Source organism: Luteimonas terrae (assembly GCF_004358165.1).
Lineage (GTDB): Bacteria > Pseudomonadota > Gammaproteobacteria > Xanthomonadales > Xanthomonadaceae > Luteimonas > Luteimonas terrae.
Genome location: NZ_SMTG01000002.1, coordinates 1,626,287 through 1,639,666, shown reverse-complemented (window position 1 = coordinate 1,639,666; position 13,380 = coordinate 1,626,287). Strand labels below are relative to the sequence as shown.

The window sequence follows — 13,380 nt, the reverse complement described above, 5'->3', positions numbered from 1 at the left end:
TGGTGCCGCTCAGGTTGCAAGCGTCGGCTGGATGTCGTCGGCGATCAACGCATCGAAGTAATCACGCGTCAACGCGATCTGCGCCTCGGCGGTTTCGGCGCGATTGACGACGCTGCGGAACGCCGCGTTCTCCGGCCGGTCCTTGGCGTACCAGCCCAGATGCTTGCGCGCGATGCGCACGCCGGACACTTCGCCGTAGAACGCGTGCAACGCGTCGAGATGACCGAGCAGGATGTCGCGGATCTCCTCGAGCGTCGGCGGCGGCAGGTGTTCGCCCGTCGCAAGGAAATGGGCGATCTCGCGGAAGATCCACGGCCGGCCCTGTGCGGCGCGTCCGACCATCACCGCATCCACGCCGGTATGCCGCAGCACGGCCAGCGCCTTGTCGGGCGAATCGATGTCGCCGTTGGCGAGCACCGGGATCGACAGTGCCGCCTTGGTCGCGGCGATCGTGTCGTACTCGGCGGTGCCGGTGTAGTGCTGGTCGCGGGTGCGGCCGTGGACGGCGAGGGCGGCGATGCCGGCATCCTCGGCGATGCGGGCGATGGTCGGCGCATTGCGGTGCTCGGCGCACCAGCCGGTGCGGATCTTCAGCGTCACCGGCACGTCGACCGCGCGCACCACGGCGTCGAGGATGCGTGCCACCAGCGCCTCGTCCTGCATCAGCGCCGATCCAGCCCAGGCGTTGCAGACCTTCTTGGCCGGGCAGCCCATGTTGATGTCGATGATCTGCGCGCCGTGGTCGACGTTGTAGCGCGCGGCGTCGGCCAGCATCGCCGGCTCGGTACCGGCGATCTGCACGCCTACCGGCGCGGGTTCGCCGTCGTGGTCCATGCGTCGCAGTGACTTCTCGGTCTGCCAGAAGCGCGGATCGCTGATCGTCATCTCCGACATCGCCAGCCCCGCGCCCAGCCGCTTGCACAGCTGCCGGAACGGCTTGTCCGTGACCCCGGCCATCGGGGCCAGGACCACGTTCGGTTCGATGCGGTAGGGGCCGATCTGCATGACGCGATTGTCGCCGATCGGCCGGCCGGGGGCCGGATCGGCGACGCGGACGTTCAGCCAGCGACGGCCAGCCGGGGCATCGCCTGCGCCGCGCCGACCTGTTCGGTCGACAGCCCGGCATAGCGGTTGGCGAAGCGCACGTGCTCGGCGAAGGCGCGGCCCTGGCCCTGTGCGTAGGCGGCGGCGAGGGCGCCGTTGAAGGCATCGCCGGCGCCGGTGGTGTCGACTGGCTGCACCTTGTCGGCGGCCACGCGATAGAAGGGCGTGTCGTCGCCGCGGAGCAGGTCTTCGCGATGCGAGACGAATGCGCCGGCCGCGCCGAGCGTGATCACCACGGTGCCGCGTGGCAGCAGGGTGCGGCAGAGCTTGTGCAATTGCGCATCGGCAGTGCTGGCGATCGTCTCGCTGTCGATGCGGTGGCTGGTGTGGCGTTCGAGCAGCGCGGCGAATTCGGTTTCGTTCGGAGTGAGTACGTCCGCCGCTGCCAGCAGTTCGCGCAGGCACTGCGCATTGGCCGGCGCCGGATTGAGCATGGTGGTGGTGCCGCCCGCGCGGGCGAGACGCATGGCTTCGAGCACGCTGTCGAGCGGCGATTCGAGCTGCGACAGCAGCACGCGCGCGCCGGCCAGCGCCTGCGCCTGGCGGCTGACCCATGACGCCGACAGATCGCCGTTGGCGCCGGCGCCGATCACGATGGTGTTGTGTCCGGCCTCGTCGACGTAGATGCCGGCGGTGCCCGTGGGATGGAGGCTCTCGTGCACGCGCAGGGCGATGCCGTCGGCCTCGGCCAGTGCGCGGGCCTGGCGGCCGCCGTCATCGTCGCCCAGTGCGCACAGGAAGCCGGTCTCGACCCCGGCGCGTGCGGACGCGACGGCCTGGTTGAAGCCCTTGCCACCCGGACCGGTGTGGTAATGCCCGCTCAGCGTCTCGCCGCGGCGCGGCAGCGAGGCGCAATTCCAGACATGGTCGACATTGAACGACCCGACGACGACGACACGACTCACGCGCACATTCCCCGCTTCGATCGTCGCGCCGTCAGGCGCCGACGTAGGTCAGCACGCCGGCGATGGTCGCCGTCATCAGCGTGGCGATGGTGCCGCCCAGCACCGCGCGCAGGCCGAAGCGCGCCAGGTCCTGGCGACGGTCCGGGGCGAGGCCGCCGATGCCGCCGATCTGGATCGCGATCGAGCTGAAGTTGGCGAAGCCGCACAGCGCGTAGGTCGCGATCAGACGGCCCTGCTCGCTGAGCGCCACGCCTTCGACGCGGCCGTTGACGATGTCGGCCAGCTGCAGGTACGCCACGAACTCGTTGATGACGATCTTCTGGCCGATCAGCGAACCGACCACCGAGGCGTCCTGCCAAGGCACGCCGATCAGCCACGCGATCGGGGCCAGCACGAACCCGAAGATGGTGGCGAGATTGGTCGGGCGGCCGATGGCCTCGGCGATGCCGGTGGCTTCGCCGATCCACTCCAGCGGCCAGTTGACCATCGCGATCAGCGCGATGAAGGCCAGCAGCATCGCGCCGATGTTCAGCGCCAGGCGCAGGCCGTCGCCGGCACCGTGGGCGGCGGCGTCGATGATGTTGCTGGTGGTCTTCTCGACCTCCATCTTCACCGTGCCGCGGGTCAGCGGCTCGCGCGTTTCGGGAATCAGGATCTTGGCGATCACCAGCGTGGCCGGTGCGGCCATGATCGAGGCGGCCAGCAGATGCTTGGCGTAGAAGGCCTGCTCTTCCGGATTGCCGCCGCCGAGCATGCCCACGTACGCGGCCAGCACGCCGCCGGCGATGTGCGCCATGCCGCCGATCATCATCGTGATGAGTTCGGACTCGGTCATGCGCGAGATGTAGGGGCGCACGGTCAGCGGCGCCTCGGTCTGGCCGATGAAGACGCTGGCGCAGACGCTGGTGGTCTCCGCGCCGGACACGCGCATCACCTTGGTGATCGCCGTCGCCATGATGCGCACGATGAACTGCATGACGCCCAGGTGGTACATCACGCCCATCAGCGCGGCGAAGAAGATGATCGTCGGCAGCACCTGGAAGGCGAAGATGAAGCCGTAGGTCTCCACGTTCATCAGGCTGCCGAAGATGAACTCCGAGCCGGCGTTGACGAAGGACAGCACCTTCACGAAGCCGTGGCCCAGCGCGTCGAAGACCTCGCGGCCGCCCGGCACGCGCAGCACCACCGCGGCGAAGGCGATCTGCAGCACCACGCCGGTCGCGACGAGTTTCCAGTCGACGGCACGCTTGTTGTTGGAGAACAGCCACGTGATCGCGAGCAGCACGGCCAGTCCGAACAGGCCGAAGCCGATTCGCGTCAAGTCTTCCATCGTGGCCCCCCGGGCCCTTCGCCAAGTCGCGCAGCCTAGTCCAGCAGGCCTGCCCGGGCAACCACAGGGGGCGTGAAAATGCTGTCGTTCAGGCGTCGCGCGCCTCGATACGGTTGCGCCCCAGGCGCTTGGCCTGCTGCAGACGACGGTCGGCGACGCCGAGCAGCGCGGACACCTCGCCGCCGTCGGGCGGAAACGCGGCAAGACCGGCGCTGAAACTCAGCGGGATCGGCCGGCCGTCGCGATCGGACGCGACCGGCCCGGTCGACAGCGCCCGTCGCACCCGGTCCAGCCGCTCCCAGGCACTGCCGGCCGGGCAGCGCAGCAGCAGCACGAACTCCTGGCCACCGATCCGCGACAGCGACTCTCCCTCTTCGAGCAGGGTCTGCAGATGTCGGGCGATGTCGCGGATCGCGCGGTCGCCGATGCGCGGCCCGGCCTCGGCATTGATCCGGCGGAAACCGTCGAGATCGAGCAGGCCGAGGGTCAGCGAGCGCCCGTCGTGGCGCGCGTCGGCGAGCTGGCGCGGCGCATGCTGCAGCAGCCACGCGCGGTTCGGCAGGCCGGTCAGGCCGTCGCGACCGGACAGTTCCACCAGCCGCTGCATGCGATAGACGATGGCGCAGGCGACCACGGTCATCATCGCAAGCAACAGCAGACGTTCGACCTGACCGGCCAGCGAGACCACGCCATAGCCCAGCGACGCCGGACGCGGCGCATCGCCGCCGCCGATCAGCACCGCGGCCAGCACCGCGTACTGGACGATCGCGATGCCGCCGACGTACAGCGCGAGTCGACCATCGTTGCGCAGGGCGGTGATCGCGATCGACAGCATGTAGAAGTTCCACACCACCACGCTGTTGAGCGCCGCGGCCGGATCGCGTGTGGCGAGCAGGGCCAGCACTAGCGTGGTCATGCTGACGTCGTAGGTGCCCGTGGCGTAGGGCAGCCAGGCATGGCGCCGCTGGCGACGGGCGAGCACCAGCCACACCTGCGCCATGACATTGGTGAAGACCGCCAGACCCAGACCGACGACCACGATGCGGGTGCCCAGGCCGCCGGCGGCCGCGACCAGTGGCAACAGCGGGATCAGCAAGGAGAGCGCCGCGCGCACCCGTGCGACGACCAGCTCACCGCCGGCACCGAGTTCGAGCATCACCTCGTCCACGCGTCCGAACAGCGTGGCGACGATGCCCTGCCGGGTGCGATCGGGTGCGCGCATCGGAAGGTCCTTGTGGCGGCCGCGGCAGCATAGCGCGGGGCGGGACCGCGAACGCGGCGGGCATACTGGCGGCATCGCAACCGTCCTTGTGGAGTCTCCATGCAGTACCGCCGCCTCGGCTCGTCCGGCCTGCAGTTGTCCGCCTTGTCGTTCGGCGCCTGGGTCACGTTCGGCAGCCAGATCGGCCGCAGCGAAGCACGCGAACTCGTGGCCGCCGCCTGGGACCACGGCGTCAACTTCTTCGACAACGCCGAGGGCTACGCCAACGGCGCGGCCGAGCAGGTGATGGGCGACGTGATCGCCGACCTGCGCCTGCCGCGCGATGGCTACTGCATCTCGAGCAAGGTGTTCTTCGGTGCGGCCGCCGAGCCGGCGCCGACGCAACGCGGCCTGTCGCGCAAGCACGTGCGCGATGCCTGCGACGCGGCGCTGAAGCGGCTGCGCGTCGAGCATCTCGACCTCTACTTCTGTCACCGGCCCGATCCCGACACGCCGGTCGCCGAAACCGTGTGGGCGATGGACACGCTGATCCGCCAGGGCAAGGTGCTGTACTGGGGCACGTCGGAGTGGCCGGCCGCGCTGATCCGCGAGGCCGCGCAGATCGCACGCACGCATCATCTGCACGGGCCCACGATGGAGCAGCCCGAGTACAACCTGCTGCGCCGCGAGCGCGTTGAACTGGAATACGCGCCGCTGTACGCCGAGCTCGGTCTCGGCACGACGATCTGGTCGCCGCTGGCGTCGGGCCTGCTGACGGGCAAGTACGCCGACGGGGTGCCTGCGCGCAGCCGGCTCGCGCAGCCGGGCATGGAATGGCTGCAGGGCAGCGTGCTGGGCGAGGGCGATGCCCGTCTCGCACGTGCGTGTCGCTTCACCGCACTGGCGTCCGAACTCGGCGTTGCGCCGGCGCCGCTGGCCATCGCCTGGTGCCTGACCAATCCGCATGTCTCGAGCGTGTTGCTGGGCGCGAGCCGGGTGTCGCAACTGCTGCAGAACTTCGAAGCACTGACGCTGCTGGCACGCTTCGACGAGAGCGTGTGGCGTCGCGTGGAAGCGGCGACGGCCTGACACGCGGCCCGTCGCCCGCATGGGCCCGGGCATCAAGATGACAGTCACTCTTGACTAGCAAATGAGAATCAATATCATCGGAATCCCCTATCGGAGGATCCCGACATGCTCGCGTCCCAGTTCCCGGCTTCGCCCGTGTCCCGCGACACCCACGACGGCGGCAACGTCCATCCCTTGACCCGCGCGCCCGAGGTCATCGAGCTCGACAGTGCCCAGCTGCTGCGCGGCCAGCGCGAACTGCGCATCCGGCACGGCAACGAGATCTACCGCCTGCGCCATACGCGCAACGACAAGCTGATCCTCACCAAGTAAGTCCTGATACGTCCCACGGCGTGGCGGGCCCTCGTAACGGACCTGGCCGACGCCGTGCGCTACATCGACATCCTCTCTCCAGAGGCTGCCCGCCCGCGCGTTCCTCTCCCCCGCGCCCGCCAGCTCGCCGCTCTCCACTCCCAGCGCGAGCTCCCATGCGTCCCAGTCTGCTGTCCGTGTCACTGGCCCTGTGCCTGTCCTCCACGTCCGTCATCGCCGCGCCCGATGGCGCGCCGCGCGATCTCGACCAGATCGTCGTCACCGCCACCCGCACCGAGCGTGCGATCGCCGACGTCCCCAACACCGTCGACGTGATCGACCGCGCGCGCATGGACGCGCTGCTGGTGCGGGACATCGCCGATCTGTTCCGCTACGAGCCGGGCATCACCGTCGGCAGCAGTTTCGGGCGCTTCGGCCTCAACGACATCCGCATCCGCGGGCTCGGCGGCAACCGCGTGCGCATCCAGACCGACGGCATCGCGGTGCCGGACGCGTTCGCGATCGGCAGCTTCTCCAACGCCAACCGCAACTTCGTCGATCTCGACACGCTCAAGCGGGTCGAAGTGGTGCGCGGACCGACGAGTGCGCTGTACGGCTCGGACGCACTCGGTGGTGTGGTGTCCTTCGTCACCAAGGACCCGGCGGATTATCTGGGCGAGGGCAGGACGGCCCATTTCGGCACGAAGCTCGGCGTGACCAGCGCCGACGAGGGGCTGTTCGCCGGTGCGACCGCGGCCTTCGGCGGCGAACGCTGGTCGGGCCTGGTCGCGGTCAGCCACCGGCAGGGCCAGGAAACCGGGAACATGGGCGAGGTCGGCGGCACCGGCAGCGCCCGCACGCAGGCCAATCCGCAGGCCTACGCCGGGCGCAGCGTGCTCGGGAAGGTCGTGTTCGCGCCGAGCGAAACGCAGCGCTTCAAGCTGACGGTCGAAGGCAACGAGGACGATGTCGACACCGACGTGCTGACCTCGTACGGCCTGCAGGCCCTGACGGGTGCAACCAATACGCAGGTGCTAGGCGAAGACCACCAGTCGCGCGCGCGCGTCACCTTCGGCCACGAGATCGGCGGCCTGTCGTCGGCGCTGGCCGACAGCGTCGACTGGCAGCTCTATCGCCAGGACAGCCGCACGCGGCAGGACAGCGTGGAAGTGCGCCGTGTGCCGTCGGGCGGCACGGTGATCCGCGACCGTCGCGAGCGCGCGTTCCATTTCGACCAGCGCAGCTATGGCCTGCAGGCGAACGCGCGCAAGACCTTCGAGACCGGAAGCGTCGACCACGCGATCGCCTACGGCCTCGACATCGAGCGCACCGAAACGAAGCAGAAGCGCGACGGGCGCCGCATCTTCCTCGACACAGGCGTCGTCACCAATGTGATGTTGCCCGACGTGTTCCCGGTGCGCGATTTCCCGATCAGCGACACCACCCGGGCCGCGCTGTACGTGCAGGACGAGATCGGCTTCGCCGATGGCGCGTTCCGGCTGGTGCCGGCCCTGCGCGTGGATCACTACCGGCTCGACCCCGAGGTCGACACGATCTTCCGCGAGGACAACCCGACCACGCAGGTCGCCGACCTGCGCGAGACCAGCGTGTCGCCCAAGCTCGGTGTCGTCTGGAAGTTCTCCGATGCCTGGTCGCTGTTCGGCGGCTACGCACGCGGCTTCCGCGCGCCGCCCTACAACGACGTCAATATCGGGTTCACCAATTTCATGTTCGGGTACACGGCGATTCCGAACCCGGATCTGAGGTCGGAGACCAGCGACGGCCTCGAGCTCGGTCTGCGCTTCGCCGGCGACGTCGGCTACGCCAGCCTGAGCAGTTACTACACGCAGTACGACGACTTCATCGAGTCGACGCGCTACATCGGCGACGACCCGGTCACCGGACTGATGATCTACCAGTCGCAGAACGTCGACGACGCGCGCATCCGTGGCGTGGAGTTCAAGGGCGGTCTGTACTTCGACACCTTTGCGCCGGCTTTGGAGGGCTGGTCGCTGCAGGGCGCGGCCGCGTGGTCGCGCGGCGAGGATCGGACGACGGGCGAGGCGCTCGGCAGTGTCGACCCGCTGACCGCGACGCTCGGCGTGGCGTTCGCGCGCGAGGCGTGGGGTGCAGAGCTGATCGGCCGTTTCGCCGGGCGTCGTGACCGCCTGCCGGCTGCGCCGGCGGGTAGCGCCTACTTCGAAAGTCCCGGTCATGCGCTGCTCGATCTCTACGCACACTGGCGCTTCGCGCCCGGCACGCGGGTCGACGTCGGCGTGTTCAATCTCGCCGACCGCAAGGTCTGGCAGGCCGGCCTGGTGCCGGTGGTCTCCGCGACCAGCGCCACCCTCGACCGCTACACCGCGCCGGGTCGCAACGTCGCGGTCAGCCTGTCGGTCGATTTCTGAGCATGGCCGGCATCCCGCACGCATCCAACGGTCGCCTGGTGCCCACACCGTCGCAGCTGGCGGCGCTGGGCACGGTGCTGTGCCTGCACCGGGCGGGCGCGGCCCGCGAGCTGGGCGGCTGGTCGTCGGCCTCGCGCGCCGAAGCCCATGCCGGGCTCGATGGCGACGGCATGCACGAAAGCCTGAGGTTCTTCGATGCCGCCGACGCCTGTTGCTGGCAGTTGCATCTGTTGCCCGACAGCGACTTCCTCGGCTGGGAGCGTCTGAGCACACAGCTGCCCCGCTGCAGCGATGTCGCACCGGGCGGGCTCTCCGAGCGCCTGTGGCGCAGCGTCGCGCAGCGCCTGCGGGGCGGCGCCTGGTCGGCCAGCGTGCTGCGGTTCCAGTGCATCGGCCCAGTGGCGGAGGCGGGCGACGCGATGCTGGTCGCCTCGCTCGGCACGCTGTCGCCGCTGGGCGTCGAGAGTGCGCGCCGCATCGCCCGCGGCCATGGCATCCCCGCGTCTCCCGCACTCGACGACTGCTGCTGCCGGCGCGCCGCCGCTGCGGCGCGTACGACCCGATCGATCCGGCCGCGTACGACACGCGGATCCGACTGTCCTGATGTCTCCGAACCCCGAGGTCTGAACCGATGAAACCGCAAGCGACCGCGCTGGCGCTCACTGCACTGCTGGCATCCACCGCCGCGTCCGCCGCCACCCGCCCGCCCGCCGCACCCGCTGCCGCCGACCGCGCCGCGATCCTCGCGATGCAGGGCGAGTACACCGTGCGCTTCCTGTTCGACGAAACCGTCGTACTGCGCCCCGACTACACGCGCAAAGATCCCAAGCGCAGCGGCGGCGACGAAGTCGTCATCGTCGTCGAGGATTCGCCGAGGAAGATCGTGCTGCAGCATCTGCTGCTCGACGTCAAAAGCGGTCACGTGATCAAGCACTGGCGCCAGGACTGGATGTACGAGGCGCCGCAGCGCTGGGAGTTCGCCGCCGACCAGACCTGGCGTCTGCGCGACGTGCCGGCTGACCGCGTGGCCGGCGGCTGGACGCAGTGCGTGTTCGAGGTCAGCGACGCACCGCGCTACTGCGGCACCGGTCGCTGGGACCACGCCAACGGCACGTCGACCTGGACCTCCGACGCCGGCTGGCGCCCGCTGCCGCGCCGCGAATACACCACCCGCGAGGACTACAACGCGCTGGCCGCGATCAACCGCCACACCATCGTGCCCGGCGGCTGGACCCACGAGCAGGACAACCGCAAGGACATCCGCGACGCCACAGGCGCGGTCACCGGCAGCATCGTTCACGAGACCGGCTTCAACGACTACGTGAAGACCGACGCGATCGATTTCACCCCGGCCTACGACTACTGGAAGGCCACGCAGGACTACTGGGCCCGGGTGCGCGCGCGCTGGGAGACACGTCTGGGGTCGCCCGAGGGCGTGCATCTGAAAACGAAGGTCGACGGCATGGCGCTGATCGTTCCGCTCTTCGAGCAGGCGCAGACCGTGCAGGACGGCGGCAGCGTCAGCGAGGCGCAGATCGACGCGGTGTTCGCGGAATTCGTCGATGTCGCGCGCGACTGAGGCCGGTGCATCGAGCCCTCCCCCGCACGCGGGGGAGGGTTGGGTGGGGGCGAACTTCCAGACTCCGGAGCATTGATCCCGGGCGCGATTGTGGGCAGCGCGTATCCGGCGCATCCGCGGCTCGAGCGCTTGCCCAACCCAACCTCCCCGTGCACGGAGAAGGGCCCGTGCCGGTCTGCGGACGGAAAGCCCCAGCGCCTATACTCGAAGCCAGCGGCATCGGCCGCCCGCAGACAGGGAGCGAAGAATGGGAACCGGATTGTTTCTGGCCGTGGTGCTGGCGCTGGCCGGCGTCATCGTGCTGTTCAAGACCGTGCGCATGGTGCCGCAGGGTTTCGAGTGGACCGTCGAGCGCTTCGGCAAGTACACCCATACGCTGACCCCCGGCCTGCACTTCCTGGTGCCGGTGGTCTACGGCGTGGGCCGCAAGATCAACATGATGGAGCAGGTGCTCGATGTCCCCAGCCAGGACGTCATCACCAAGGACAACGCGGTCGTGCGCGTCGACGGCGTGGTGTTCTTCCAGGTTCTCGACGCCGCCAAGGCCGCGTACGAAGTGTCGAACCTCGAAATCGCGACGATCGCGCTGGTGCAGACCAACATCCGCACCGTGATCGGCTCGATGGATCTCGACGAGTCGCTGTCCAACCGCGAGACCATCAATGCGCAGCTGCTGAGCGTGGTCGACCACGCCACCAATCCCTGGGGCATCAAGGTCACCCGCATCGAGATCCGCGACATCCAGCCGCCGCGCGACCTCGTCGATTCGATGGCACGGCAGATGAAGGCCGAGCGCGACCGCCGCGCGGTGATCCTTGAGGCCGAAGGCCACCGGCAGTCCGAGATCCTGCGCGCCGAGGGCGACAAGCAGGCGGCGATCCTGCAGGCCGAAGGCCAGAAGGAAGCCGCGTTCCGCGAGGCCGAAGCGCGCGAGCGTCTGGCCGAGGCCGAGGCCAAGGCCACGCAGATGGTCTCGGCGGCGATCGCCGAGGGTGACGTGCAGGCGATCAACTACTTCGTCGCACAGAAGTATGTGGAGGCGTTCGAGAAGCTCGCCACCGCCCCGAACCAGAAGTTCGTGCTGATGCCGATGGAGACCAGCGGCCTGATCGGTTCGATCGCCGGCATCGGCGAACTGGCGCGCGAGGCGCTGTCGAACAAGTCGGACCCGCCGCCGGTGCCGCCGCAGCAGCGTCCGCGGACCGGAGTCTGAGCATGGACTGGATGCGCTGGGACGTCGCCGGCTGGGGTGCGCTGGCGTTGCTGTTGATGGCGGCCGAGACGCTCGCGCCGGGCGCCTTCCTGCTGTGGATGGGATTCGCCGCCGCGGCGGTGTTCCTTGTCGCGCTGTTCGCGCCCGGCCTGACCCTGCTGACCCAGGTCGCGCTGTTCGTCGTGCTGAGCTTCCTGTCGGTGCTGATCTACCAGAAGTTCTTCCGCAAGCGCGCGCGTCCGAGCGACCAGCCGCTGCTCAACCGGCGCGCGCAGCAGCACGTCGGTCGTGTGGTGCCGCTGGAGCAGGGCATCGTCGCCGGTCGCGGCCGGGTCAAGATCGGCGATGCGTTCTGGGTCGTCGAAGGTCCGGACCTCGAGACAGGCACGCCGGTGCGCATCGTCGGCACCGACGGGGTGAACCTGCACGTCGAGGCGGCCTGACGTTCCACCTGCGCACGAAGTCCCGGGGCGCACGCCCCGGGCACCTGCGATAATCCCGGCTTTCCGCAACGAGCCGGCCAGATGACGCAGAAGACGATCCTCAACGATGCCCACCGCGCGCTCGGCGCGCGCATGGTCGATTTCGGCGGCTGGGACATGCCGGTCGCCTACGGCTCGCAGATCGAGGAACACCACCACGTCCGCCGCGATGCCGGCATGTTCGACGTCAGCCACATGACGGTCGTCGACCTGCGCGGCGCGGGCACCCGCGATTTCCTGCGCAAGCTGGTCGCCAATTCCGTCGACAAGCTCAAGGTGCCGGGCAAGGCGCTCTACACCTGCATGCTGACCCTCGAGGGCGGCATCGTCGACGACCTGATCGTCTACTTCATGTCCGACGACTGGTTCCGCCTGATCGTCAACGCCGCCACGCGCGAGAAGGATCTGGCGTGGATCGCTGCCCAGGCCGAAGGTTTCGAAGTCACCGTGACCGAGCGTCCGGAGCTGGCGATGATCGCGGTGCAGGGACCGAAGGCGCGCGAGATCGTCGGCGACCTGCTGGGCGAAGCCGATGCCGCGAAGGTCGCCAGGCTCGGTCGCTTCGCCGCTGCCGATCTGACCGGCACGTCGTACGGCGACCTGTTCGTCGCACGCACCGGCTACACCGGCGAGGACGGCTTCGAGATCGTCGTCGGCGAGGCGCACGCGGTCGCGCTGTGGCATGCACTGCAGGCCGCGGGCGTCGCGCCGGCCGGCCTCGGTGCGCGCGACACGCTGCGCCTCGAAGCGGGCCTGGCGCTGTACGGCCAGGACATGGACGAGACCGTGTCGCCGTACGAGGCCGCACTCGGCTGGACGGTCGCGCTGGACGAAGGTCGCGCCTTCAACGGGCGTGCGCTGCTCGAGTCGCAGGCCGCCGGTGCACCGCGCCAGATGATCGGTCTGGTGATGGACGACAAGGGCGTGCTGCGTCACGGGCAGACGGTGAGCACCGCGAACGGTGCCGGGGAAATCCTTTCGGGCACGTTCTCGCCGACCATCGGCAAGGCGATCGCGTTCGCGCGCGTACCGGCTGGCGAACCGGGCGAGGTCACCGTCGACATCCGCGGTCGCCAGGTGCCGGTGCGCGTGGTGAAGTTCCCGTTCGTCAGGAACGGCCAGCCTGCCGATGGCGTCTGATGCGCGGCGCTCGGCATCGTCGTTACACTAGCGCCATCTTTCCCGCCCCAACGTGTTCCCGGAGCCGACCATGAGCGAAATCCCAGGCGACCTGAAGTTTCTGAAGTCCCACGAGTGGGTCCGTGTCGAAGGTGACGGCAAGGTCACGGTCGGCATTTCCGATCATGCGCAGGGTCTGCTCGGCGACCTGGTCTACGTCGAACTGCCGGCCGTCGGCGACGACGTGCAGGCCGGCAACGGCGTGGCCGTGGTCGAGTCGGTCAAGGCTGCGTCCGACGTCTATGCGCCGGTGTCGGGCACGGTCACCGCCGTCAACGCGGCGCTGGCCGACAAGCCCGAGACGATTAACGAAGATGCCTACGGCGAAGGCTGGTTGTTCGTACTCGAAGTCAGTGAGCCCGAACAGCTCAACGACCTGCTGGCGCCCGACGACTACGCCGAGCTGCTCGAAGGCGAAGAAGGCTGACGTCGTCACGCGACCGTCGCGTCCGATCGACCGGCGCGTTCCGAAAGGAACGCGCCGGTTTTCGTTTGGGCGGACAGTGCGCGAGGGTGTCTTCGAAGCGGCGTGCGCATGTCGTCGTCGAAGCGCGTCGGACATCGCGACGCCTGCGCGAACGAGCGCCGAGGTCGTTCCG

13 protein-coding genes are annotated in these 13,380 nt (G+C 69.0%); 9 read left to right on the top strand and 4 right to left on the bottom strand.

Translation table 11 applies throughout. The features are described from left to right. Window positions 1–9: 9 nt before the first annotated feature. From dusB to E2F49_RS07500, 4 genes are all read right to left on the bottom strand, one after another. Window positions 10–1,005, bottom strand: coding sequence for a tRNA dihydrouridine synthase DusB (dusB, locus tag E2F49_RS07515; protein WP_133393226.1), 996 nt, complete (start codon window positions 1,003–1,005; stop codon window positions 10–12). A 53-nt stretch (window positions 1,006–1,058) separates the two neighbouring features. After that, complete coding sequence (locus E2F49_RS07510; RefSeq protein ID WP_133393225.1) at window positions 1,059–2,009, bottom strand: ribokinase; 951 nt, start codon at window positions 2,007–2,009, stop codon at window positions 1,059–1,061. Window positions 2,010–2,040: 31 nt separating this feature from the next. After that, on the bottom strand, window positions 2,041–3,339 hold the full coding sequence (locus E2F49_RS07505; RefSeq protein ID WP_055249434.1) for a NupC/NupG family nucleoside CNT transporter: 1,299 nt from the start codon (window positions 3,337–3,339) through the stop codon (window positions 2,041–2,043). Window positions 3,340–3,427: 88 nt separating this feature from the next. After that, window positions 3,428–4,561 carry a GGDEF domain-containing protein gene (locus E2F49_RS07500; protein ID WP_165971145.1) on the bottom strand — a complete coding sequence of 378 codons (1,134 nt, stop codon included), beginning with the start codon at window positions 4,559–4,561 and terminating at the stop codon, window positions 3,428–3,430. A gap of 99 nt (window positions 4,562–4,660) precedes the next feature. On the opposite strand from E2F49_RS07500, the gene E2F49_RS07495 reads away from it, so the two are divergent. The 9 genes from E2F49_RS07495 (at window position 4,661) to gcvH (ending at window position 13,208) form a co-directional block, all read left to right on the top strand. Beyond that, the gene (locus tag E2F49_RS07495; RefSeq protein ID WP_133393223.1) at window positions 4,661–5,629 is read left to right on the top strand and encodes an aldo/keto reductase; all 969 of its coding nucleotides are present in this window, start codon (window positions 4,661–4,663) and stop codon (window positions 5,627–5,629) included. 105 nt (window positions 5,630–5,734) lie between these two features. Beyond that, window positions 5,735–5,941 (top strand): hemin uptake protein HemP, encoded by a 207-nt coding sequence (hemP, locus tag E2F49_RS07490; protein ID WP_055249428.1) that lies wholly within the window; start codon window positions 5,735–5,737, stop codon window positions 5,939–5,941. Between the two features lie 155 nt (window positions 5,942–6,096). Then, on the top strand, window positions 6,097–8,328 hold the full coding sequence (locus tag E2F49_RS07485; protein WP_243713504.1) for a TonB-dependent hemoglobin/transferrin/lactoferrin family receptor: 2,232 nt from the start codon (window positions 6,097–6,099) through the stop codon (window positions 8,326–8,328). Between the two features lie 2 nt (window positions 8,329–8,330). Continuing rightward, the gene (locus E2F49_RS07480) at window positions 8,331–8,963 is read left to right on the top strand and encodes a Hemin transport protein (RefSeq protein ID WP_243713502.1); all 633 of its coding nucleotides are present in this window, start codon (window positions 8,331–8,333) and stop codon (window positions 8,961–8,963) included. Continuing rightward, window positions 8,960–9,907 (top strand): DUF6607 family protein, encoded by a 948-nt coding sequence (locus E2F49_RS07475; protein ID WP_133393222.1) that lies wholly within the window; start codon window positions 8,960–8,962, stop codon window positions 9,905–9,907. The genes E2F49_RS07480 and E2F49_RS07475 overlap by 4 nt, the downstream gene beginning before the upstream one ends. A gap of 247 nt (window positions 9,908–10,154) precedes the next feature. Beyond that, the gene (locus E2F49_RS07470; protein WP_133393221.1) at window positions 10,155–11,120 is read left to right on the top strand and encodes an SPFH domain-containing protein; all 966 of its coding nucleotides are present in this window, start codon (window positions 10,155–10,157) and stop codon (window positions 11,118–11,120) included. 11 nt (window positions 11,121–11,131) lie between these two features. Continuing rightward, window positions 11,132–11,563, top strand: coding sequence for an NfeD family protein (locus tag E2F49_RS07465; RefSeq protein WP_133393501.1), 432 nt, complete (start codon window positions 11,132–11,134; stop codon window positions 11,561–11,563). 81 nt (window positions 11,564–11,644) lie between these two features. Further along, entirely contained in the window at window positions 11,645–12,742 is a 1,098-nt protein-coding gene (gene gcvT, locus E2F49_RS07460) for a glycine cleavage system aminomethyltransferase GcvT (RefSeq protein ID WP_133393220.1), read from the top strand. A 70-nt stretch (window positions 12,743–12,812) separates the two neighbouring features. After that, window positions 12,813–13,208, top strand: a complete 396-nt coding sequence (gcvH, locus tag E2F49_RS07455) for a glycine cleavage system protein GcvH (RefSeq protein ID WP_133393219.1) — start codon at window positions 12,813–12,815, stop codon at window positions 13,206–13,208. Window positions 13,209–13,380: the final 172 nt, after the last annotated feature.

What these genes read in the sequence shown, in the direction of transcription:
- dusB (WP_133393226.1), bottom strand. Translation starts at nt 1,005, where the DNA reads ATGCAGATCGGCCCCTACCGCATCGAACCGAACGTGGTCCTGGCCCCG.
- E2F49_RS07505 (WP_055249434.1), bottom strand. Translation starts at nt 3,339, where the DNA reads ATGGAAGACTTGACGCGAATCGGCTTCGGCCTGTTCGGACTGGCCGTG.
- E2F49_RS07500 (WP_165971145.1), bottom strand. Translation starts at nt 4,561, where the DNA reads ATGCGCGCACCCGATCGCACCCGGCAGGGCATCGTCGCCACGCTGTTC.
- E2F49_RS07495 (WP_133393223.1), top strand. Translation starts at nt 4,661, where the DNA reads ATGCAGTACCGCCGCCTCGGCTCGTCCGGCCTGCAGTTGTCCGCCTTG.
- hemP (WP_055249428.1), top strand. Translation starts at nt 5,735, where the DNA reads ATGCTCGCGTCCCAGTTCCCGGCTTCGCCCGTGTCCCGCGACACCCAC.
- E2F49_RS07485 (WP_243713504.1), top strand. Translation starts at nt 6,097, where the DNA reads ATGCGTCCCAGTCTGCTGTCCGTGTCACTGGCCCTGTGCCTGTCCTCC.
- E2F49_RS07480 (WP_243713502.1), top strand. Translation starts at nt 8,331, where the DNA reads ATGGCCGGCATCCCGCACGCATCCAACGGTCGCCTGGTGCCCACACCG.
- E2F49_RS07475 (WP_133393222.1), top strand. Translation starts at nt 8,960, where the DNA reads ATGAAACCGCAAGCGACCGCGCTGGCGCTCACTGCACTGCTGGCATCC.
- E2F49_RS07470 (WP_133393221.1), top strand. Translation starts at nt 10,155, where the DNA reads ATGGGAACCGGATTGTTTCTGGCCGTGGTGCTGGCGCTGGCCGGCGTC.
- E2F49_RS07465 (WP_133393501.1), top strand. Translation starts at nt 11,132, where the DNA reads ATGCGCTGGGACGTCGCCGGCTGGGGTGCGCTGGCGTTGCTGTTGATG.
- gcvT (WP_133393220.1), top strand. Translation starts at nt 11,645, where the DNA reads ATGACGCAGAAGACGATCCTCAACGATGCCCACCGCGCGCTCGGCGCG.
- gcvH (WP_133393219.1), top strand. Translation starts at nt 12,813, where the DNA reads ATGAGCGAAATCCCAGGCGACCTGAAGTTTCTGAAGTCCCACGAGTGG.